This window comes from Pseudomonas sp. Root329 (assembly GCF_001424925.1).
Lineage (GTDB): Bacteria > Pseudomonadota > Gammaproteobacteria > Pseudomonadales > Pseudomonadaceae > Aquipseudomonas > Aquipseudomonas arabinosi.
This window is the reverse complement of record NZ_LMCV01000001.1, coordinates 452,723-473,776: the sequence shown is the minus strand read 5'-3', so window position 1 is coordinate 473,776 and position 21,054 is coordinate 452,723. Positions and strand designations below refer to the sequence as shown.

Annotated in this window: 19 protein-coding genes; 4 read left to right on the top strand and 15 right to left on the bottom strand. The window is 60.7% G+C overall.

The window, feature by feature from the left end:
* Positions 1 to 29: 29 nt before the first annotated feature.
* The 7 genes from ASC74_RS02180 to ASC74_RS02150 all read right to left on the bottom strand — a co-directional run bounded on the left by ASC74_RS02180 (position 30) and on the right by ASC74_RS02150 (position 9,162).
* On the bottom strand, positions 30 to 629 hold the full coding sequence (locus ASC74_RS02180; RefSeq protein WP_056738890.1) for a phosphonate degradation HD-domain oxygenase: 600 nt from the start codon (positions 627 to 629) through the stop codon (positions 30 to 32).
* On the bottom strand, positions 629 to 1,762 hold the full coding sequence (locus ASC74_RS02175; RefSeq protein WP_056738888.1) for a TIGR03364 family FAD-dependent oxidoreductase: 1,134 nt from the start codon (positions 1,760 to 1,762) through the stop codon (positions 629 to 631). Before ASC74_RS02175 ends, ASC74_RS02180 begins: the two co-directional genes overlap by 1 nt.
* A 132-nt stretch (positions 1,763 to 1,894) precedes the next feature.
* Positions 1,895 to 2,920, bottom strand: a complete 1,026-nt coding sequence (locus ASC74_RS02170; RefSeq protein ID WP_056738886.1) for a putative 2-aminoethylphosphonate ABC transporter substrate-binding protein — start codon at positions 2,918 to 2,920, stop codon at positions 1,895 to 1,897.
* Between the two features lie 40 nt (positions 2,921 to 2,960).
* Complete coding sequence (locus tag ASC74_RS02165; RefSeq protein ID WP_056738884.1) at positions 2,961 to 4,685, bottom strand: putative 2-aminoethylphosphonate ABC transporter permease subunit; 1,725 nt, start codon at positions 4,683 to 4,685, stop codon at positions 2,961 to 2,963.
* The gene (locus ASC74_RS02160; protein WP_056738882.1) at positions 4,685 to 5,761 is read right to left on the bottom strand and encodes a putative 2-aminoethylphosphonate ABC transporter ATP-binding protein; all 1,077 of its coding nucleotides are present in this window, start codon (positions 5,759 to 5,761) and stop codon (positions 4,685 to 4,687) included. Before ASC74_RS02160 ends, ASC74_RS02165 begins: the two co-directional genes overlap by 1 nt.
* A 229-nt stretch (positions 5,762 to 5,990) precedes the next feature.
* On the bottom strand, positions 5,991 to 6,854 hold the full coding sequence (locus ASC74_RS02155; RefSeq protein WP_056738879.1) for a LysR family transcriptional regulator: 864 nt from the start codon (positions 6,852 to 6,854) through the stop codon (positions 5,991 to 5,993).
* Positions 6,855 to 6,870: 16 nt separating this feature from the next.
* Positions 6,871 to 9,162 (bottom strand): heavy metal translocating P-type ATPase, encoded by a 2,292-nt coding sequence (locus ASC74_RS02150; protein ID WP_056738878.1) that lies wholly within the window; start codon positions 9,160 to 9,162, stop codon positions 6,871 to 6,873.
* An 85-nt stretch (positions 9,163 to 9,247) separates the two neighbouring features.
* Between ASC74_RS02150 and cadR the strand changes: the two genes are divergently transcribed.
* Positions 9,248 to 9,697, top strand: a complete 450-nt coding sequence (gene cadR / locus ASC74_RS02145; protein WP_056738877.1) for a Cd(II)/Pb(II)-responsive transcriptional regulator — start codon at positions 9,248 to 9,250, stop codon at positions 9,695 to 9,697.
* 125 nt (positions 9,698 to 9,822) lie between these two features.
* On the opposite strand, the gene ASC74_RS02140 is transcribed toward cadR, so the two are convergent.
* From ASC74_RS02140 to ASC74_RS02130, 3 genes are all read right to left on the bottom strand, one after another.
* Positions 9,823 to 10,794: a thymidylate synthase gene (locus tag ASC74_RS02140; RefSeq protein WP_033060541.1), complete on the bottom strand. Its 972-nt coding sequence runs from the start codon at positions 10,792 to 10,794 to the stop codon at positions 9,823 to 9,825.
* Positions 10,795 to 10,842: 48 nt separating this feature from the next.
* On the bottom strand, positions 10,843 to 11,649 hold the full coding sequence (lgt, locus tag ASC74_RS02135; protein ID WP_056738876.1) for a prolipoprotein diacylglyceryl transferase: 807 nt from the start codon (positions 11,647 to 11,649) through the stop codon (positions 10,843 to 10,845).
* Between the two features lie 81 nt (positions 11,650 to 11,730).
* A complete protein-coding gene (locus tag ASC74_RS02130; protein ID WP_033060544.1) occupies positions 11,731 to 12,513 on the bottom strand; it encodes a sulfite exporter TauE/SafE family protein in 783 nt (260 codons plus the stop codon).
* Between the two features lie 120 nt (positions 12,514 to 12,633).
* On the opposite strand from ASC74_RS02130, the gene ASC74_RS02125 reads away from it, so the two are divergent.
* On the top strand, positions 12,634 to 13,380 hold the full coding sequence (locus ASC74_RS02125) for an NRDE family protein (protein ID WP_056738875.1): 747 nt from the start codon (positions 12,634 to 12,636) through the stop codon (positions 13,378 to 13,380).
* Between the two features lie 123 nt (positions 13,381 to 13,503).
* On the opposite strand, the gene ptsP is transcribed toward ASC74_RS02125, so the two are convergent.
* Positions 13,504 to 15,783, bottom strand: a complete 2,280-nt coding sequence (gene ptsP / locus ASC74_RS02120; RefSeq protein ID WP_056738869.1) for a phosphoenolpyruvate--protein phosphotransferase — start codon at positions 15,781 to 15,783, stop codon at positions 13,504 to 13,506.
* Between the two features lie 22 nt (positions 15,784 to 15,805).
* Positions 15,806 to 16,285: an RNA pyrophosphohydrolase gene (locus ASC74_RS02115; RefSeq protein ID WP_008150514.1), complete on the bottom strand. Its 480-nt coding sequence runs from the start codon at positions 16,283 to 16,285 to the stop codon at positions 15,806 to 15,808.
* A 143-nt stretch (positions 16,286 to 16,428) separates the two neighbouring features.
* On the opposite strand from ASC74_RS02115, the gene ASC74_RS02110 reads away from it, so the two are divergent.
* Positions 16,429 to 17,085 (top strand): HAD family hydrolase, encoded by a 657-nt coding sequence (locus ASC74_RS02110; RefSeq protein ID WP_056738867.1) that lies wholly within the window; start codon positions 16,429 to 16,431, stop codon positions 17,083 to 17,085.
* A 122-nt stretch (positions 17,086 to 17,207) separates the two neighbouring features.
* On the opposite strand, the gene ASC74_RS02105 is transcribed toward ASC74_RS02110, so the two are convergent.
* Both ASC74_RS02105 and ilvA read right to left on the bottom strand, forming a co-directional pair.
* Complete coding sequence (locus ASC74_RS02105) at positions 17,208 to 17,633, bottom strand: DUF2269 domain-containing protein (protein WP_056738865.1); 426 nt, start codon at positions 17,631 to 17,633, stop codon at positions 17,208 to 17,210.
* Positions 17,634 to 17,672: 39 nt separating this feature from the next.
* Positions 17,673 to 19,187: a threonine ammonia-lyase, biosynthetic gene (gene ilvA, locus ASC74_RS02100; RefSeq protein ID WP_056738863.1), complete on the bottom strand. Its 1,515-nt coding sequence runs from the start codon at positions 19,185 to 19,187 to the stop codon at positions 17,673 to 17,675.
* A gap of 147 nt (positions 19,188 to 19,334) precedes the next feature.
* On the opposite strand from ilvA, the gene rpiA reads away from it, so the two are divergent.
* A complete protein-coding gene (gene rpiA / locus ASC74_RS02095) occupies positions 19,335 to 20,009 on the top strand; it encodes a ribose-5-phosphate isomerase RpiA (RefSeq protein WP_008150505.1) in 675 nt (224 codons plus the stop codon).
* A 123-nt stretch (positions 20,010 to 20,132) separates the two neighbouring features.
* On the opposite strand, the gene ASC74_RS02090 is transcribed toward rpiA, so the two are convergent.
* A complete protein-coding gene (locus tag ASC74_RS02090) occupies positions 20,133 to 21,050 on the bottom strand; it encodes an SdiA-regulated domain-containing protein (protein ID WP_056738861.1) in 918 nt (305 codons plus the stop codon).
* Positions 21,051 to 21,054 lie beyond the last annotated feature (4 nt).

Here is a 21,054-nt window from a genome sequence, read left to right as displayed (position 1 = left end):
CAATTCGCCGCGAGGAGTAGGGAATTTCGCTAAACATTGCCCGTAGAGTGATCAGTGAACGAAGGGCATTCCCCCTGGACCAGTAGCGCCGCCGCTTTCGCCTTCAGCACTTCAAGATCAATCAGCGGCACGTTCATCTCCTTGGCTTGTTCATCCCACTGACGCATGCGCAAACTGACCCCACATAACGGATCGCGCTCGAACGCCTCAGCCTCGCCAACCGTCATCACCCCACCCTGATACGCCAGCGTCCGGCGGCTGGCTTCGCTCAAGCGCTCGTAGTACCCGGGCTCTTTGAGCGTCAGATAACGCTTGGCCTGAACGTGATATTCCACCAGCCGCGCCATCCGCTCGCTGAAACCTGCGCGGCGCAAATAGTCGGCGCCCAGGCGTTCGTGGCTGACCACTCCGTAGCCGCCCATGTTCTCGGCGCTCTCGGCGCAGATATGGCCGATGTCGTGGAAGAACGCCGCCAGCACCACTTCGTCATCGAAGCCCTCGGCCATGGCCAGTTCGGCGGCCTGCGACATGTGTTCGATCTGCGACACCGGCTCGCCGATGTAATCGCTGTCACCAAAGCGCTCGTACAGACCGAACACCTCGGCGACCACTTGCTCATTGCGGTCCATCAACGCTCTCCCAATAACGTTGCTACGTTACGTTCAGCCATCGCTGGCCCGACGCTCATGCCGACACCCGTGTGCATCAGTGCCACGCTCACACCCGGCATCGGACGCAGGAACGAGAACGGCCCCGGTCCTCGAGAACCATAGACGCCCTGCCAGCGTTCGACCACTTGCACCTTGCAACCCAACGTCTGCTCGGCCAGTTCAATCATCCAGTTGTCCACCTGCTCGGCGTTGAACGGCGACGGGTCGCGGCCGTAATGGTGGGAGTCGCCGATGATTAATTCGCCATAAGGTGTCGGGCTGATCAGCAGGTGAATGCCGTTTTCATGCAGGTGCGGTTCGTCTCGCAGAATCTGCGCCTGCACCGCCGCCGCTTCCGGCAGATCGGCGAAGGCACCGTAGTGCACGCAGCTCAGACCGGTGAGCAACGCGTGTTGCAGGTTGAGGTTGATTTGCGGTCGAGCGCGGAGCATTTGCAGGCGGCAGATTTGCGGGTTGAGTTCGGCGATCGGCTCGGCCAGCAGCGTCTGATAATCATGGCCGGAACAGACGATGATCTGCTCGGCACGGAAGGATCCGGCGGTGCTGTGCAAGCGGCCAGGCTCGATGTCGCGCACGAGTGTGGAGAAGTGAAACGCGACGCCGAGTTCGCGGCGCAGGTAGTCGATCAGCGCTGGAATCGCTTCACGGGAATACAGTTGCTGATCGTCCATCCCATGCAACGCGGCGCGATGATGGCTGAACTGGCCGCCGTACAAGTCGCGCAATGCAGCGCCGCGCAACAGGTCGACGCGGTAACCGTGCTCCACGGCGCGACCGGCGCAGAAGGCTTCCAGCAGGTGTTCTTCGGCTTCGGTGCGGGCAAACAGGTACGAGCCGTTGCGCTTGAGTTGCAGACCGGCGAGTTGCGCCCATTGGCCCCAGATCTCGCGGCTGGCCTTGGCCAGCTCGAGCATTGGGCCCGGTGGTTGGCCAGTGACCAGTGCCTGACCGAAGTTGCGTACCGATGCGCCTAAGGGCGTTTCGCTGCGTTCGAAAACCGTGACCTTGAGACCGCGTTTGGCGGCGGCGTAGGCGTGGGACAGGCCGAGAATGCCGGCGCCTACGATCAGTATGTTGTTGTGTTGTGTCATGGGGTTTTGTCCTGAACTCAGGACCGCTATCGCGAGCAAGCTCGCTCCCACAGGGGAATGCATTCCAAGTGTGGGAGCGAGCTTGCTCCGGGCGGCGTTCCGACGATGAGGCCCTGTCAGCCAATAAAGATCTTACTTGGCAGCCACTTTCTCGGACTTGCCGTCATAGCGCTTGCGCCACTCGGTCAGGATTTCATCGCGATTCTTCGACGCCCAGGCGAAGTCGTTCTTGATCAAACGCTGCTCGTAATCCGCCGGCAGTTCGGTCTGCGGCTTGGCAATACCCGGTTGTGCGAGCACGGCGAAGTTCTCTTTATAAAGCTCCATCGCCGCCGGACTGGCCGAGAAGTCGGCCAGCTTCTTCGCCGCCTCTTCGTGCGGTGTGCCCTTGATCACAGCCGTCGCTTCGATCTCCCAGCCCAGGCCTTCTTTCGGCAGGATGATGTCCAGCGGCGCGCCTTGGCGCTTCAACTGAACGGCCGGGTATTCAAAGGAAATACCGATCGGAAACTCACCCGAAGCCGCCAGTTTGCAAGGCTTGGAACCGGAGTGAACGTACTGGCCGATGTTCTGGTGCAGGTCGTCCATGTACTGCCAGCCCTGCTTCTCGCCGAAGGTTTGCAGCCAGGCGCTGACGTCAAGGAAACCGGTGCCGGACGAGGCCGGGTTGGGCATGACGATCTTGCCTTTGTACTCAGGCTTGGTCAGGTCCTGCCAGCTCACCGGTTTGCTCAAGCCCTGCTTTTCGGCTTCGACGGTGTTGAAGCAAATGGTCGCGGCCCAGACGTCCATACCGACCCAGGCTGGCGGGTTGGCAGCGTCGCGGTAGTTGCCGCCGATTTTGCCCAAGTCCTTCGGCGCGTAGCTTTGCAGCATGCCTTGTTGATCGAGGATCGCCAGGCTTGAAGCCGCCAGGCCCCACACCGCGTCAGCCTGCGGACGGGCTTTTTCGGCCAGCAGTTTGGCGGTGATGATGCCGGTGGAGTCGCGCACCCACTTGATCTCGACGTCCGGATTGGTCTTTTCGAAGGCTTCTTTGTAGGTCTTCAGTTGTTCGGCTTCGAGGGCGGTGTACACCGTCAACTCGGTTTTCGCCGCGAAGGCGTTCAGGCTGAAAGCGGTGAGGACAGCAGCGGCCAGGGCCAGGGGCTTGAACATGATCTTTTCCTGTTTTGAGTTGAGGTTGCGGGATTGGAAATCAGTGACCGGGCGCGGTCTGCCGCCAGGCCTGGGAGCGGCGCAGCAAACCGCGCGAGGCCCAGGCCAGCAGCAGGGACACGCCCGCCGAGGTGAACAGAATCAGGGTCGACATCGCCGCCGCGCCGCCGACGTTGCCGGCGTCGTCCATGTTCAGCACCGCCACCGCCGCGAGGATGGTGTCGGGGCTGTAGAGAAAGATCGCCGCCGAAACGGTGGTCATGGCCGAGACGAACAGGTAACGCACGATGTCCAGCAGCGCCGGCAGGCAGATCGGCACGGTGACGCGCAGGTAATGCCGATACAGCGGCGCCTTGAGCGACAGCGCGGCGGCTTCGAACTCGGCGTCGAGTTGGCGCAGCGCCGTGGTCGCGGTCATTTGCGCGGTGGTCAAATAGTGAGCAATGGTGCAGACCACCAGCAGGGTCATGGTCCCGTAGAGCACATGCAGCGGGTTGCCGGTGAGGTTGAAGAAGAAGACATAACCCAAACCCAGCACCAGACCCGGCACCGCCATCGGTACGAAACTGAGCATGCGCAGTATCAGATTCAGCCCGCGCTGGCCCTTGGTTTTTTCCATCAGGTACGCGCCGGTAAAGATCAGCACGCTGCCGATCAATGCCGTGCACAAGGCCATCTTCACGCTGTTGCCATAGGCCAGCCAGCCACCGCCCGCCGTGTCGTTGAACTGGTAATGATTGAGCGACAGCGACAGGTTATACGGCCAGAATTTCACCAGCGACGAGTACACCGCCATGCCGAACACCAGCAGCAACACCGCGCAGATCAGCAGCACGATGGCCAGGTAGCAACCGTCCCGCAGTTTCGACGGCGCCGGTTGAAAGACCTGCGCCCGGCCGCTCATGGAGTCGCCGTGACGCCGACGCAACCAGGCGTCGACACCAAAACTGAACAGCGCCGGCAACAGCAGGACCATGCCGATCAACGCGCCGCGACCGAATTGTTGCTGGCCGACCACGGCTTTATAGGCTTCCAGCGCCAGCACCTGATAATCGCCACCGACCACCACGGGCACGCCGAAGTCGGTGATGGTCAGGGTGAACACCAGACAGAACGCCGCGAACACAGCCTGACGAGTCGCCGGCCAGGTGATGCTGCGGAAAGCTTTTGCCGGACTGGCGCCCATGCTGGAGGCGGCATCGAAGAGTCGCGCATCCGCCAGGGACAGCGCCGACAGCAGAATCATCAGCGCGTGTGGGAAGGTGTAGATGACCTCACCGAGAACAATGCCCCAGAAGCCGTAGATATTGTCCGAGAGCAAACCGCGCAGCATGCCCTGGTTGCCGAACAGATAAACCAGCGCAATGCCCGGCAACATCGACGGCGCCATCAGCGGCAACAGCGACATGCCGCGCCAGATGCCTTTGCCTGGAATCAATGTGCGTTGCAGCGCGTAGGCAAACAGGTAGGCCAGCGGTACGACAATCGCCGCCACGCTGAGGGAAACTTTCAGGCTATTGCCCAGCAGCCAATGAAAATTCGCACTGGTCACCAATTCACGGGCGGCCACCAGACCGCCGCCCTGCCCGGCTTCCGAACTGAAGCCGCGCCAGAAGATCGCCAGCAACGGCATCAGCACCGCAACGCCGAGCAACGCCAGTAACAGGACCTTGCCGCCGACCACGAACACCCGGTCGCCGATCTCGGCACGGGAGGTCTGCCGAACCTGCTTGTGCGGTATCGGCAGCGCGAGGTTCGCGCTCATCAGGCAAACACCTGCAGGCTGCGTGGCGGCAAGGCGACCATGATCTGCTGGGCGCCGAGGCGTGGCATGGCTTCCGGCGCGAGCTCGGCCAGCAATGCGTGGCCTGGCAGTTGATCGAGTTCGAAGCTCATGCGGCAGCGGTTGCCGAGGAAGGTGATCTCGCGAACCTTGGCCGGGAACAGGTTTTCTTCATGCACGGGCGGGTTGACGTTGATCGCTTCCGGGCGGCAGAACAAACGTCCGGACGCGGTTTTGGCGCTGCCGTCGGCCAGGCGCATGTTCATCCCGCCGACCTGAGCATGGCTGTCGCTGCTGCGCTGGAATGGCAGCCAGTTGCCCTGGCCGACGAACTCCGCCACAAACGGCGTCGCCGGGCGATCGTAGATTTCCTGTGGCGTGGCGTATTGCTCGACCTTGCCGTTGTTCATCACGGCGATGCGGTCGGCCATCAGCATGGCTTCGTCCTGATTGTGGGTGACCATCAGGGTGGTGATGCCGAGGTTGCGCTGCAGTTGGCGCAATTCGGTGCACAGATGCTCGCGAACCCGGGCGTCGAGGGCCGACATCGGTTCGTCCAGCAGCAGCAACGAAGGCGCCGGCGCCAGGGCCCGAGCCAGTGCGACGCGCTGCTGTTGGCCGCCGGACAATTGGCCGGGGTACTTTTTCTCACTGCCGATCAGGCCGACCAGCTCCAGCATCTGACCGACACGTTTGCGCACTTCATCACGACCACTGCCGGCGAGGCCGTAGGCGATGTTTGCTTCGACGGTGAGATTGGGGAACAGCGCGTAGGACTGAAACAGAATGCCGTAGTCCCGAGCCTGGGGCGCCAGGTGGGAAACGTCGCGATCGCCGAGGTACAACTCGCCGCTGTCCTGTTTCTCAAGACCGGCGATGCAGCGCAGCAAAGTGGTTTTGCCACAGCCCGACGGACCGAGCAGACACACCAGCTCACCGGCCGCCACGTCGAGGGAAACGTTATCCAGCGCGGTGAAGGCGCCGAAGTGTTTCTGCACGCCGCGCACTTTCATCGGGGCGCCAGGGTTGGTCAGGGCAGTTGCGATCGAGTGGTTCATGGACAGGCCTCATCAAGCAGATGAAGGCCATCCTAGATTTGTAATGCGTCCGTCATGTGGCAGTGAGGCAAAAACGGCTGATAGTGGTATTCAGGGATTTGGGTTGGGGGTTCAGGTTCTGTGTTGTTTGATCTGGCGCCTTCGCGAGCAAGCCCGCTCCCACATTGGAATGCGTCCCCCTGTGGGAGCGGGCTTGCTCGCGAAGAGGCCGGCACAGTCACCGCAGGACTTAAGCCGGGGCCATTTCCTGCGCCAACCCCAGAAACGCCGCCGGCAGTCGCGCGCCTTTTCGCTCTTTGAGGCAGTACAAATACTCGGGAATCTGCGGCGCATTCTCGATGGTCAACACGCGCAGTTGCGGATCATGCGGCACTTCCTGCCGGGCAATGATGCTGATGCCGATGTTGCGCAACACCGCCTCACGGATCGACTCACGGCTGCCAATCTCCAGCAGCGGACCGAAACTCACCCCGGCGCTGGCCAGCAATTCCTCGGTCAGACGTCGAGTGGTCGAACCCGATTCGCGCATCAATAAGGTATGCCCGGCCAATGCACTCAGAGGAACATGATCGTGAACCGCCAGCGGATGATTGCGATGAACCGCCAGCACCAGCGGATCGCTGCCGAGTACCCGGCGAATCAGCCGCGCATCCTCCAGTAACTGCGAAGACGCAGCAACATCCACCCGGTAATCCTCCAACGCTTCAAGCACCTGCTGGGAATTACCGATTTCCACCGACACTTCCACCTGCGGCAAGCGCTCGCGAAAGGTCTTCACCAGGTCGAGGATGTAATACGGCGCGGTAGCGGCGATGCGCAATGTGCCTTGGACCTGACCGCTGTTACGCAGGAAAAACTCGATGTCGGCTTCCTGCTGCAACAGCGCCTTGACCATCGGCAGCAGCCGCGCACCTTCATCGCTAACGCTGAGGCGGCGGCCGCCACGGTAGAACAACTCAACCGAGTACTGACTTTCCAGATTGCGAATCTGCGTGGTCACCGTGGGTTGGCTCAGGCCGAGTTTTTTCGCCGCCAGGGTAATGCTGCCCAGGCGGGCAACCATGTAAAACGCCTTCAGCTCGGCACTCAGCACACCCTTTCCTCATCGCTTATTTACGCAACAGGCGCAAACCGTTAAACACCACCAACAGGCTCACGCCCATGTCGGCGAACACCGCCATCCACATAGTGGCGATCCCGGCGAAGGTTACCCCAAGAAAGATCGCTTTGATGACCAATGCCAGGGCAATGTTCTGTTTGAGGATGCTTGAGGTTTGCCGTGACAGCCGGATGAAGGTCGGAATCTTGCGCAGATCATCGTCCATCAGGGCGACATCGGCGGTCTCGATGGCGGTATCGGTGCCCGCCGCTGCCATGGCAAAACCGATCTCGGCTCGCGCCAGCGCCGGTGCGTCGTTGATGCCGTCGCCGACCATGCCGACGTTATGGCCCTGTGCATAAAGGGCTTCGATGGCTTGCAGCTTGTCGGTCGGCAGCAGATCGCCCTTGGCCTCGTCGATGCCGACTTGCGCGGCAATCGCCTGAGCGGTGTGGACGTTGTCGCCGGTGAGCATCAGGGTTTTGATGCCCAGGTCGTGCAGTTGCTGGATCGCCTCGCGGCTGGACTCTTTTACGGTGTCGGCCACGGCGAACAGCGCCAAGGGGCCGGAGTTGTCGAGCAGCAGCACCACGGACTTGCCCTGCTTCTCCAGCGCGAACAGCTTTTCCTCCAGTGCAGGCGAGCATAGGTTCAGTTCTTCCACTAAACGATGATTGCCCAAGTGGTAAACCTGACCATTGATTTCTCCGCGCACACCGCGACCGGCCAGCGCCTCAAAGTTATCCACAGTCAGCGGCGCGAGTTGTTTATCCACAGCCGCGTTGGCGATGGCCAAGGACACCGGGTGATCGGAGCGACCGGCCAGCGCCGCTGCAATCGCCGGAGCTGATGCGTCAGCGGTTGGATCAAGCGACAGGTAATCGGTCTGCACCGGTTTGCCGTGCGTAATCGTGCCGGTTTTGTCCAAGGCCAGGTAATCGAGCTTGTAACCGCCCTCCAGATAAACGCCGCCCTTCACCAGAATGCCTTTGCGCGCTGCTGCCGCGAGGCCGCTGACGATGGTCACTGGCGTAGAAATCACCAGCGCACATGGGCAGGCAACCACCAACAACACCAACGCCCGGTAGATCCAGTCGAACCACAGCGCGCCCATAAACAGTGGCGGAATCACCGCCACCGCGAGCGCCAGGATAAACACCGCTGGCGTATAAATTTTCGAGAAGCTGTCGACGAAACGTTGGGTCGGTGCCCGCGCGCCCTGGGCCTGTTCCACGGCGTGGATGATTCGCGCCAGGGTCGAGTTGTTGGCCGCTGCGGTTACCGAGTACTCCAGGGAACCGGTCTGGTTGATGGTGCCGGCGAAGACTTTATCGCCGATGGTCTTCTCCACTGGCAGGCTTTCACCGGTGATCGGCGCCTGATCGATGGTCGAACTGCCCGCCACCACTTCACCGTCCAGACCAATCCGCTCGCCGGGACGCACCCGCACTCGCGCGCCCAGCTCGATGGCTTTGACGTCTTGCTCGACCCAACTGCCGTCGGCCTGCTGCACCGTGGCTTGTTCCGGGGTCATCTGCATCAGGCCGCCGATGGCGTTGCGCGCCCGGTCCAGGGATTTGGCTTCGATCAACTCGGCCACGGTAAACAGGAACATCACCATCGCCGCTTCCGGCCACTGACCGATCAGGATCGCGCCAGTCACCGCGATGCTCATCAGCGCGTTGATGTTCAGGTTGAGGTTTTTAAGTGCGATCCAGCCCTTCTTATAGGTGCCGAGGCCGCCGCTGAGGATCGAAATCAACGCGATGACCGCTACAACCCAGTTCGGCGCGGCGTTGGTGAAGTGGATCACTTCGGCAGCGAGTGCGCCGATACCGGACAGTGCCAAGGGCCACCAGGGCTTTTTCTCGGGGGTCGGCGCTGGCGGTTCAACTCCCTGCTCCAGCGGCTCGGCCTGCATGCCGAGGGACTTGATGGCGTCGATGATCGGCGCGGTGTTCGGCAGATCATGGGTGACGCCCAATACGCGGTTGATCAGGTTGAATTCCAGTTGCTGCACGCCCACGATTTTGCCGAGTTTGTTCTCGATCAGCGTCTGTTCGGTCGGGCAATCCATGGCGTCGATGCGGAAGCTGCTCAGTCGCGCGCCAGCCGTTGGGGTTTCGCTGAGTTTGATCAGCGACGGTGCCGCCACTTTGGACGAACAGCAAGAATCCCCGTGGCCGCCATGCTCATGTTTCTGCACAGGCTGCAGCTTGTGGCTGTGATCGTGATCGTGATCGTGATCGTGATCGTGATCGTGATCAGCCTCGGGTTTGTTCGTGTGAAGGGAATCGCTCATTGGGTCGCGTCCGGAAAGGTGCCTGTTGCCAAGTAAAGACCCTGTAGCCACTATAGGGTCAAGCACCTATTTGGAGATTGCCGTCATGAAGATCGGAGAACTGGCCAAACTCACCGACTGCGCCGTGGAAACCATTCGCTACTACGAGCGCGAGAACCTGCTGCCGGAGCCGGCCCGCAGCGACGGCAACTACCGCGTCTACACCCAGGCCCATGCCGAGCGCCTTACTTTCATCCGCAACTGCCGCACCCTCGACATGACCCTGGAAGAAATCCGCAGCCTGCTGGCCCTGCGCGACAGCCCGCAAGATCAGTGTGAAAGCGTGAATGCGCTGATCGACGAACACATTCATCACGTCAAAGCGCGGATTGATGGGTTGATGGCGTTGCAGACACAACTGCTCGACCTGCGCCAACGTTGCAGCGAAGGGCCGGATATCGATCAGTGCGGGATTTTGCAGCGGCTGGAGGTCAGTGGCGGGGTTGTGGCGACGGAGGTTGAGCATTCCCATGTAGGGAGAAGCCACGGTCACTAAGGCCACCGAAAATCAAATGTGGGAGCGGGCTTGCTCGCGAAGGCGGTCTGACAGTCAACATGGATGTTGAATGTTATGGCCTCTTCGCGAGCAAGCCCGCTCCCACATTGGTTCAGTGTTGAACTTTAAACCGCCATCGGCGCGGTCATTGGGGCGTGGTGCTCGTAGCCTTCCAGCGAGAAATCGCTCGGCTCGATCAACTCCAGCCATTCCGGCTGATAAACACCGGTCTTGGCAAACTCCGGCACACGGTCGCTAATCACCAGTTTCGGCATCGGGAACGGCTCGCGCTTGAGCTGTTCATTCAGCATGTCCAAGTGGTTTTCGTAGACGTGGGCATCACCGATGAAATAGGTGAACCAGCGCGGCGTGTAGCCGGTCAGACGACCGATCAGGCTAAGCAGCGCGGCGCCTTCGGTGAGGTTGAACGGCGTACCCAGGCCCAGGTCGTTCGAACGGATGTAGAGGGTCAGGGAGATTTCCTTCGTCTCCACATTCGGGTGGAACTGGTACAGCAGATGGCACGGTGGCAAAGCCATTTCATCGAGCTGGGCGACGTTCCAGCCGTGGAACAGGATGCGGCGGCTGCCCGGGTCTTTGATGATGGTGTCGACGCACTGGCGGATCTGGTCGATCGCCTTGTACAGCACCACGTAGGCCTGACCGTCCTCTTCGCCTTCAGCAATCTGACGATAACCTTGGCTCAGGGTCTGTTCGATAGCGGCCTGGTTGCTGACCGGGATCTGCTTGTACGCCGGCCATTTACGCCATTGCACGCCGTAGATCTCGCCGAGGTCGTCTTCACCCTGACGGAACGGGTTGGCCAGCCACTGGGCGTTTTCGTTGGCGTTCTGATCCCAGACCTTGCAGCCCAAGGCACGGAACTCGGCGGCGTTGTTCACCCCGCGCAGAAAACCACACATCTCGCCGATAGCCGATTTGAAGGCCATCTTGCGGGTAGTGATCGCCGGGAAACCTTCCTTCAGGTCATAACGCAGCATCGCGCCAGGGAAGCTGATGGTGTTCACGCCAGTGCGGTTGGCCTGTTTGGTGCCGTTCTTGATGACGTGGGCGACCAGTTCGAGATATTGCTTCATGAGTTACCTGTGTCCTTGAACCCGGGACCGTCGCCCCGGGGTTCGAATTTATACGGCCGCCGCTGGAGCCGCCGGTGCACGGTGATACGCCAGCCAGATCAAGTACAGACCGCCGACGATCATCGGCACGCAAAGTACTTGACCCATGGTCAGCCAGTTCCAGGCCAGATAGCCCAGTTGCGCGTCCGGTACGCGGACGAATTCGACGATGAAACGGAAGATGCCATAGAACAGCGCGAACATCCCGGACACCGCCATGGTCGGCCGCGGCTTGCGCGAGAACAACCAGAGAATGGCGAACAGCGCCACGCCTTCGAGGGCGAACTGGTACAGCTGTGACGGGTGACGCGCCAGTTGCGCCGGATCGGTCGGGAAGACCATCGCCCACGGCACATCGGTGGCCTTGCCCCACAATTCGGCGTTGATGAAGTTGCCAATACGTCCGGCGCCCAGACCGATCGGCACCATCGGTGCGACGAAGTCCATCAGCTGGAAGAACGACTTGTTGTTCTTTTTACCGAACCACAACGCGGCCAACATCACGCCGATGAAGCCGCCATGGAACGACATGCCGCCCTTCCACACTTCGAAAATCAGCAGCGGGTTGGCGATGTAGGCGCTCAGGTCGTAAAACAGCACATAACCCAAGCGACCACCGACAATGACGCCCATCGACATCCAGAACACCATGTCGGAGAGTTTCTCCTTGGTCCAGGTCGGGTCGAAGCGGTTCAGCCGGCGCGATGCCAGCAGCCAGGCGCCGCCGATGCCGATCAGGTACATCAAGCCGTACCAGTGGATTTTCAGCGGACCGATGGCCAATGCCACCGGGTCGATCTGCGGGTAAGGCAGCATTGCGACTCCTTGTTAGAGTTGAAACTTTCAAAATTCCCGGGCGACGCTGTCACGCCAGGATTAAGTCAGGATTGCGGTGCGTCAGAGCAGAAAATTCAGGCCCACGCAGAACAGCAAAGCGGCGAACAGTCTTTTCAGCAACTTCGGCGACAGGCTGTGGGCCAGTCGTGCGCCGAGGCGGGCGAAGAACATGCTGGTCAGGGCGATCCCCAGCAGCGCCGGCAAATAAACAAAACCGAGACTATGGGCCGGCAGCAACGGATCGTGCCAGCCCAGAATCATGAAAAATAATGCACTGGACAAGGCAATCGGCAGGCCGCAGGCGGATGAAGTCGCCACCGCTTGCTGCATCGGTACGCTGCGCCAGGTCAGAAATGGCACCGTCAGCGAGCCGCCGCCAATCCCGAAAATCGCCGAGGCCCAGCCAATCACACTGCCGGCCACGGTCAGACCGACTTTACCCGGCACCGTTCGGCTGGCCTTGGGTTTGAAATCCAGTGCCAGTTGCGCGGCGATGACCAGCGCAAAGACGCCAATGATTTTCTGCAAGTTGGGCCCGGAGATCGCTTCAGCCGTCAGCGCGCCGAAACCGGCACCGATGAGAATACCGAGGGTCATCCAGGCAAAAATCGGCCAACGCACGGCACCGCGACGGTGATGTTCGCGAATCGCATTGACCGAGGTAAATATGATTGTCGCCAGGGACGTGCCGACCGCCAGGTGCGTGAGGATCGACGGATCGAACCCTTGCAGCTTGAAACTGTAAACCAGCACCGGAACGATAATGATCCCGCCGCCGACCCCGAACAGCCCGGCCAGCACACCTGCACAGGCGCCGAGCGCCAGATAGAGCAGAAATTCCATGCGCATCCCCAAATGAGAGCGGCATGGTAACGGATGCATGGCCTCAAGCTCCACTGGATGGCGATGGATACCCACACGATGTCTGAGTAGAGTGGGCAGAAAACACACAAGGACTACCTTATGTGCCTGATTGTTTTCGCCTGGCGACCGGGTCACGCCCAGCCGCTGATCGTGGCGGCCAACCGCGACGAATTCTATGCCCGGCCCAGCCTGCCCCTGGCGCAATGGCCCGAAGCACCGCACGTGCATGCCGGTCGTGATCTGGAGGCGGGAGGCACCTGGCTCGGTGTTGGCGCCAATGGACGCTTCGCCGCACTGACCAATATCCGCGATCCGCATCAGCCGCCCGCGCGCAAGTCGCGAGGAGAGCTGGTTGCGCGATTCCTGACCGGCGACCTGTCGATAGATGACTACTTGGCGGACGTTGTCGGACGTTCGCTGGAATATGCCGGATTTAACCTGCTGATCGGTAATGCCAACGAACTGTGGCACTTCAATGCCCGGGAGACTGAGGCGGTGATGCTGCCACCGGGGGTTTATGGATTGTCGAACGCCGGGCTGGATACGCCGTGGCCGAAACTGCTCAAGGCGCGGGCAGCGCTGGAGGAAGTGCTGGACGATCCGCAACCCCAGGCTTTATTGGCGTTGCTGAATGATCCGCTGACGGCGCCATTTGCCGAACTGCCAGATACCGGGGTTGGCTTAGCGACCGAGACGTTGTTATCGAGTGTGTTTATTGCCAGTCCGACTTATGGGACGCGGGCGAGTACGGCGTTGATTGTTCAGGCGGATGGGACACGGTGGATGGTTGAGCGGAGTTTTGGGCCGTATGGCGGGCATTTGGGAGAAGTGGAGATCAGGGTTTAGCGCTGTCAGGACTGACGCCTTCGCGAGCAAGCCCGCTCCCACACTGGATCTGTGTCGATCACAAATCCAATGTGGGAGCGGGCTTGCTCCGGGCGGCGTTCCGACGAAGGGGCCGCTGAACGTTTAGAGGGTTTTCGCCGAAGCCGGATTAATCATCCGCGCCAACCCAAGGTTCTTCAGCGCCAGTTGCAGCGAGCTGTGGATAACTTGCGGGTTGTCGATGGTCATCAGTTCGGCGAGCAATTCCTTGGCCTTGCTCAGGTTGATCTGACGCAACATCCACTTCACTTTCGGCAAGTTGGTGGCGTTCATCGACAGGCTGTCGAAGCCCATCGCCATCAACAGCACCGCCGCCGCCGGATCGCCGGCCATCTCACCGCAGATACTCACTGGCTTGCCTTCGGCATGAGCGTCACGCACCACGCTCTGAAGGGCTTGCAGCACCGCTGGGTGCAGGTAGTCGTAGAGGTCGGCTACTCGCGGGTTGTTTCGATCTACAGCCAGCAGGTACTGGGTCAGGTCGTTGGAGCCGACCGACAGGAAGTCCACTTGCCGCGCCAGTTCCTTGGTCTGATAAACCGCCGCCGGAATTTCGATCATCACGCCGATCGGTGGCATGGGCACGTCGCAGCCTTCGTCGCGGACTTCGCCCCAGGCCCGGTGAATCAGGTGCAGGGCTTCTTCCAGCTCGTGGGTGCCGGAGATCATCGGCAGCAGAATCCGCAGGTTGTTCAAGCCTTCGCTGGCCTTGAGCATGGCGCGGGTCTGCACCAGGAAGATTTCCGGGTGGTCGAGCGTGACGCGAATACCGCGCCAGCCGAGGAACGGGTTGTCTTCCTTGATCGGGAAGTACGACAGCGACTTGTCACCGCCGATGTCCAGGCTACGCATGGTCACCGGTTGCGGGTGGAACGCGGCGAGCTGCTCGCGATAAATCGCCAACTGCTCTTTTTCACTCGGGAAGCGCTGGTTGATCATGAACGGCACTTCGGTGCGGTACAGACCGACACCCTCAGCGCCACGCTTCTGCGCCCGCGCCACGTCCGCCAGCAAACCGGTGTTGACCCACAGCGGCATGCGGTGACCATCGAGGGTCACGCACGGCAAGTCCCGCAGTGCATCCAGCCCGAGGGCCAGTTGCTTCTCTTCCTCGACCACTTCGGCGAACTGCTTGCGCAGCACTTCGCTCGGGTTGGTGTAGACCTCGCCGTGGTAGCCGTCGACGATCATCTGGATGCCGTCGACCTTGGAATACGGCAGGTCGACCAGGCCCATCACCGTCGGGATACCCATGGCTCGCGCCAGGATCGCCACGTGGGAGTTGCCGGAACCGAGTACCGACACCAGACCGACCAGCTTGCCTTCCGGCACCTCGCCGAGCATCGCCGGCGTCAGTTCTTCGCTGATCAGGATGGTGTTGTCGGGGTAGACCAGGGTCTGTTGACGCTCTTCCTGCAGATAAGCCAGCAAGCGTCGACCAAGGTCTTTGACGTCGGAGGCGCGCTCACGCAGGTAGGCGTCGTCCATCAATTCAAAACGGTTGACGTGTTCGGTGACCACCTGACGCAACGCGCCCTGGGCCCACTGACCGGTCTTGATCACGGTGGTGATTTCGCTGCCCAGCGAGGCATCGTCGAGCATCATCAAATAGACATCGAACAGCGCGCGCTCTTCCGGGCGCAACTGGTTCGCCAGCTTGGCCGACAAGGCGCGCATGTCGGCGCGCACGCCTTCGATGGCGGTCTTGAACAACCCAAGTTCGGCGGTGATGTCGGTGATGGTTTTGTCGGGCACCACATCCAGATCGGCCGGCGGCAGCATGACCACCGCAGTACCGACCGCCGCACCCGGCGAACCCGGTACGCCGATGAACTTGGCTTCCTGAATGCCCTTGCCCTGACGGCCCAGGCCCCGGATCGAACCGGTGGCTTCGGCGTGGGCGATAACGCCGGCGAGCTGTGCGCTCATGGTCACGAGGAAGGCTTCTTCACCTTCATCGAACTGGCGACGTTCCTTTTGCTGAATGACCAACACGCCGACGACGCGACGGTGGTGAATGATCGGAGCCCCGAGGAATGAGGCGTAGCGCTCTTCACCGGTCTCGGCGAAGTAGCGGTAGCGCGGGTGATCCGCGGCGTTTTCGAGGTTCAGGGGTTCTTCACGCGTGCCGACCAGGCCGACCAGACCTTCGTTGGGTGCCATGCTGACTTTGCCGATCGAGCGCTTGTTCAAGCCCTCGGTGGCCATCAGCACGAAGCGGTTGGTCTCTGGGTCAAGCAAGTAGACCGAGCAGACCTGGCTGCCCATGGCCTCTTTGACGCGCAACACAATAATCCCCAACGCCGCCTTGAGATCCTTGGCGGAGTTAACTTCCTGGACGATCTTGCGCAGCGTATTGAGCATGGCTCGGGGTCGAACTCCGTCGTCAGTCGCGCGATAAAAGGCGCGGGGCAAGCTCTTTGAGAGCGCGTCGATACACTTCGCGCTTGAATGTCACCACCTGGCCCAACGGATACCAATAACTGACCCAGCGCCAGCCATCGAATTCCGGTTTACCGGTCAAATCCATCCGCACCCGCTGCTCGTTGGAGACCAGGCGCAGGAGAAACCATTTCTGTTTCTGGCCGATGCACAGCGGTTGGCTGTGCGTCCTGACCAGACGTTGCGGCAAACGATAGCGCAACCAGCCCCGGGTGCAGGCGAGAATTTCAACATCTTCGCGCTCAAGCCCCACTTCTTCGTTCAACTCGCGGTACAAGGCGTCTTCCGGCGTCTCCTGGGGGTTGATCCCGCCCTGTGGAAACTGCCAGGCATCTTGATTGATACGGCGAGCCCATAGCACCTGTCCGGCATCATTCGTGAGAATGATCCCGACATTGGGGCGGAAACCATCGGGGTCGATCACGGCAACAACCTCGCAAACGCATGTCGCCGCATTGTTCCACAAAGGTTGTGATAGCAGCAACGAGCCGGTCTACCTTATGTGCACTCTTGTGAAAAGTCCGTATTCTGGACGCCTTTCTACAGACTTTTCAGCGAGTAACTGCAATGCGGCTGGCTTTATTCGACTTGGACAACACGCTCTTGGGCGGTGACAGTGACCACGCCTGGGGTGATTACCTGTGCGAACGCGGCTTCCTCGACGCCGTCGCCTACAAGGCACGCAACGACGAGTTCTATCAGGATTACCTGGCCGGCAAGCTGGATAACGATGCTTACCTGAACTTCTGCCTGGAAGTGCTCGGCCGCACCGAGATGGCCACGCTGGATCAATGGCACCAGGATTACATGCGCGATTGCATTGAGCCGATTGTGTTGCCCAAGGGTCTCGAACTGCTGGCCAAGCACCGCGAGGCGGGTGACAAACTGGTGATCATCACCGCCACCAACCGTTTTGTTACCGGGCCGATTGCCCAGCGTCTGGGCGTCGAAACCCTGATCGCCACGGAATGTGAAATGGTTGATGGCCGCTACACCGGGCGCAGCACCGACGTGCCGTGCTTCCGTGAAGGCAAGGTGACGCGGTTGAATCGTTGGCTGGAAGAAACCGGGTATTCGTTGGAGGGCAGCTATTTCTACAGCGACTCGATGAATGATTTTCCGCTGCTGGAGCGGGTGACGCATCCGGTTGCTGTCGATCCGGACCCTAACTTGCGCGCTGAAGCGGAGAAGCGTGGCTGGCCGGTAATCAGTCTGCGCGACTAACATCGCCTTCGCGAGCAAGCCCGCTCCCACATTTGATCTGCGTCGTACACAAAATCTGTGTTCGCTGAAGATCTAGTGTGGGAGCGGGCTTGCTCGCGAAGGGGCCGACTCGGTCCCAAGCCTTAAACCGGCTTCGCGCCCATCAGCCCCGCAATGGCGATAAAACAGACGAAGCTGAACAGTGCAAGGGCGAAGGTGAACTTGCCGTTGCCTCCCGGAACAGTGCGCAACTTGTTAAGCCGCACCAGCAACCAGAACCAGCCCAACGCCGCGACGGTGTAAAGCACACTGGACGCCAGCAACCACGTCTGCCCCAACGGCCAGCCCACCAGATGCACCATCCACCAGCCGGTAAACGGCATGCTCAGCAGCGCCAATCCCATCACCAGCCAGATAAACACCCGCGGCCGCTGCAACGTGCGCGCATGAGCCGTTGCGTCACCGTTACGGCGCGTGCGCCAGACCCAGATCGCCAGACCCAGTGCGCTGACCAGCAGCAACACCGTCGCCACCATATGAGCGACTTTCAGGGCGGTTAACGTTTCCATTGTTCGATTTCCTTATGGCCTGGCCATCAGCGTAGCCGCTCAGCCGAGAAACAGCTGATAGGCCGGGTTGTCGCTTTCGTCCCAGTACGGGTAGCCGATTTCTTCCAGCGCTGCGGGCACCAGATGACGTTCATCGTGAGGCACTTGCAGCCCCGCGACCACACGACCATCCGCCGCGCCATGGTTGCGGTAGTGGAACATCGAGATGTTCCAGCGCCCGCCGAGCTTGTTGAGGAAGTTGAACAGCGCACCCGGACGCTCCGGGAATTCGAAGCGCAGAATCACTTCATCAACCACATGAGCCGCACGGCCGCCGACCATGTGGCGGATGTGCAACTTGGCCAATTCGTTGTCGGTCAGGTCGAGTACCGGGAAACCTTGTCCCGTCAGGCTGGCCAGCAGCGCACTGCGCGGATCGTTTTCCGGGTGCGTCTGCACGCCAACAAAGATATGCGCCTCGCTGCCAGTGTTGTAGCGGTAGTTGAATTCGGTGATCTGGCGCTTGCCGATGGCTTCACAGAACGCCTTGAAGCTGCCCGGCTTCTCGGGGATGGTCACGGCGATAATCGCTTCGCGCCCCTCGCCCAGTTCGGCGCGCTCGGCGACGTGGCGCAGGCGGTCGAAGTTGACGTTGGCGCCAGAGTCGATGGCCACAAAGGTGTGACCGGTGACGCCGCGTTGCTCGACGTACTTCTTGATCCCGGCCACGCCCAAGGCGCCGGCAGGTTCAGTGATCGAGCGGGTATCGTCGTAGATGTCCTTGATCGCCGCACAGATTTCATCGGTGCTGACGGTGATCACTTCATCGACATAGTCTTTGCAGATATCAAAGGTGTGCTGACCGATCTGCGCCACTGCGACGCCATCGGCGAAGAGGCCCACGGTCGGCAGGATCACGCGCTCGCCAGCGGCCATGGCGGCTTGAAGGCAGTTGGAATCGTCTGGCTCGACGCCGATGATTTTGATTTCAGGCCGCAAGTACTTCACGTACGCCGCGATCCCGGCGATCAACCCGCCACCGCCCACCGGGACGAAGATCGCGTCCAGACGGCCAGGGTGTTGGCGCAGAATCTCCATCGCCACCGTGCCCTGCCCGGCAATGGTGTGGGGATCGTCGTAAGGGTGGATGTAGACGTAGCCTTTTTCGTCGACCAGTTTCAGCGAGTAAGCCAGGGCTTCCGGGAACGAATCCCCGTGCAGCACCACTTTTCCGCCACGGGAACGCACGCCTTCGACTTTGATTTCCGGGGTGGTCTTGGGCATGACGATGGTCGCTTTCACGCCCAACACTTTCGCCGCCAGGGCCAGGCCTTGCGCATGGTTGCCCGCCGAAGCGGTAACCACGCCGCGAGCGCGCTCTTCATCGGAAAGCTGCGTGAGCTTGTTGTAGGCACCGCGAATCTTGAACGAGAACACCGGCTGCAAGTCTTCGCGCTTGAGCCAAATATTGTTGCCCAGCCGCTCGGAGAGCTGGCGGGCAGTCTGCAATGGGGTTTCTACGGCAACGTCATAAACGCGCGAGGTGAGGATCTTTTTGACGTACTGTTCGAGCATCGGAAAGCATCACTGAGCGGGTTGGGCAGGGCCAAGGAGTCTAACCCGGCTTTTGCCTAAGCGACCACACGAATCAAGAGGTTTTAGCCCGGCATGGGGCTATAATGCCGACCTTTCCGTTCTCCCCTTGCCCGCTTCGGAGCCCGCATGACCCAGGATCAACTCAAACAGGCAGTGGCTCAGGCCGCCGTCGACTTCATCCTTCCGAAACTCGACGACAAGAGCATCGTCGGGGTCGGCACCGGCTCCACCGCCAACTGCTTCATCGATGCACTGGCCAAGCACAAAGGCGCGTTCGACGGCGCGGTCGCCAGTTCCGAAGCCACCGCTGCCCGCCTCAAGGGCCACGGCATTCCGGTGTATGAGTTGAATACCGTCAGCGACCTGGAGTTCTACGTCGACGGCGCCGATGAAAGCGACGAGCACCTGAACCTGATCAAGGGCGGCGGCGCAGCCCTGACCCGCGAGAAGATTGTGGCGGCCGTGGCCAAGACCTTCATCTGCATCGCCGATGGCAGCAAACTGGTGCCGGTGCTCGGCGCGTTCCCGCTGCCGGTGGAAGTGATCCCGATGGCCCGCAGCCACGTGGCCCGCGAACTGGTGAAGCTGGGCGGCGACCCGGTCTACCGTGAAGGCGTGCTGACCGACAACGGCAACATCATTCTCGACGTGTTCAACATGCAGATCACCAACCCGGTGGAGCTGGAGACGCAGATCAACGCCATCGTCGGCGTGGTCACCAACGGTTTGTTCGCGGCACGTCCGGCGGATTTGCTGCTGCTGGGCACCAGCGAAGGCGTGAAAACCCTGCGCGCAAAGTAAGCCGTACACAAAACCCTGTGGGAGCGGGCTTGCTCGCGAAAGCGGTGTGTCAGTCGGTACAAATGCCACTGACACACCGCTTTCGCGAGCAAGCCCGCTCCCACTTTGGTTTTGTGGTGTCGGTTAAGGTTGTGGCGGTTTTTTGAAGACGTAGAACAGGTTCGGCTCGCTCACCAGGTACATCGTACCGTCGTCATCCATGGCGATCCCTTCCGCTTGTGGCACCGTCTTTTGCAACCCCTGACGCCCCTTGCTCAGTGACAGGGTGCTCAGCGGTCGCCCGTCCACATCGAGTTCCAGAATCAGCCGCGACTCATCCGACAACGCCAGCAAATGGCCGCTGCGCTCGTCGTATTGCAGGCTGGACAGGTCTCGCACGAACATCCCGGCATCGCGCTTGGGGTTGTTCACTACGTGCACCGCGTAGGATTTTTCCGGGTTGTAATGCGGAAAGCCGTGCACTTCGTAGATCAGCATCGGGTCGCGTTCCTTGGCGACAAACAACCGCTTGCCCACCGAGTCGTAAGCGAGACCTTCGAAGCCCTTGTTGCCGCTCATGTGCACGCCAAGGGTCATCTGCTCGGCATCCGCTGCGTCGAGGAACGTTGTGTCGCTCTCCAGATGAATCTTGATCAGCCGTTGCTGACGCTCGTCAGTGATCACGTAAGTGTCGGCGCTGATGAATTCCACGGCTTCCGGATCGCCAAACCCGACCAGCGCAATGCGTCGAACAATCTGGCCGTCCAGCGACAGTTCGATCAGCTCCGAGTTTTTGTTGGTGACGGTGAACAGGCTTTTGCGCACCGGATCGAAGGTCAGCGCCGAGACATCGTCGTCCAGCCCAACAATGACTCGCGCCTCGACCGCTACCTGGTACTGATCCAGAGCGATGGACTGACCGTTTGTTGGCTGCCATAGCGTGTGCAGATTGAACCAGGCGCGCTCGAACAGGCGCAGGTACTGGCCAGCCGCAACCAGCGCGATCAATGCTATGACCGACAGGATCAAAAGCAGAGGCTTGGGGCGGGCAAGTCGACGCATTCAG

Coding starts and splice junctions, on each gene's coding strand:
- ASC74_RS02180 (WP_056738890.1), bottom strand. CDS start 629: ATGGACCGCAATGAGCAAGTGGTCGCCGAGGTGTTCGGTCTGTACGAG.
- ASC74_RS02175 (WP_056738888.1), bottom strand. CDS start 1,762: ATGACACAACACAACAACATACTGATCGTAGGCGCCGGCATTCTCGGC.
- ASC74_RS02170 (WP_056738886.1), bottom strand. CDS start 2,920: ATGTTCAAGCCCCTGGCCCTGGCCGCTGCTGTCCTCACCGCTTTCAGC.
- ASC74_RS02165 (WP_056738884.1), bottom strand. CDS start 4,685: ATGAGCGCGAACCTCGCGCTGCCGATACCGCACAAGCAGGTTCGGCAG.
- ASC74_RS02160 (WP_056738882.1), bottom strand. CDS start 5,761: ATGAACCACTCGATCGCAACTGCCCTGACCAACCCTGGCGCCCCGATG.
- ASC74_RS02150 (WP_056738878.1), bottom strand. CDS start 9,162: ATGAGCGATTCCCTTCACACGAACAAACCCGAGGCTGATCACGATCAC.
- cadR (WP_056738877.1), top strand. CDS start 9,248: ATGAAGATCGGAGAACTGGCCAAACTCACCGACTGCGCCGTGGAAACC.
- ASC74_RS02140 (WP_033060541.1), bottom strand. CDS start 10,794: ATGAAGCAATATCTCGAACTGGTCGCCCACGTCATCAAGAACGGCACC.
- lgt (WP_056738876.1), bottom strand. CDS start 11,649: ATGCTGCCTTACCCGCAGATCGACCCGGTGGCATTGGCCATCGGTCCG.
- ASC74_RS02130 (WP_033060544.1), bottom strand. CDS start 12,513: ATGGAATTTCTGCTCTATCTGGCGCTCGGCGCCTGTGCAGGTGTGCTG.
- ASC74_RS02125 (WP_056738875.1), top strand. CDS start 12,634: ATGTGCCTGATTGTTTTCGCCTGGCGACCGGGTCACGCCCAGCCGCTG.
- ptsP (WP_056738869.1), bottom strand. CDS start 15,783: ATGCTCAATACGCTGCGCAAGATCGTCCAGGAAGTTAACTCCGCCAAG.
- ASC74_RS02110 (WP_056738867.1), top strand. CDS start 16,429: ATGCGGCTGGCTTTATTCGACTTGGACAACACGCTCTTGGGCGGTGAC.
- ASC74_RS02105 (WP_056738865.1), bottom strand. CDS start 17,633: ATGGAAACGTTAACCGCCCTGAAAGTCGCTCATATGGTGGCGACGGTG.
- ilvA (WP_056738863.1), bottom strand. CDS start 19,187: ATGCTCGAACAGTACGTCAAAAAGATCCTCACCTCGCGCGTTTATGAC.
- rpiA (WP_008150505.1), top strand. CDS start 19,335: ATGACCCAGGATCAACTCAAACAGGCAGTGGCTCAGGCCGCCGTCGAC.
- ASC74_RS02090 (WP_056738861.1), bottom strand. CDS start 21,050: ATGCGTCGACTTGCCCGCCCCAAGCCTCTGCTTTTGATCCTGTCGGTC.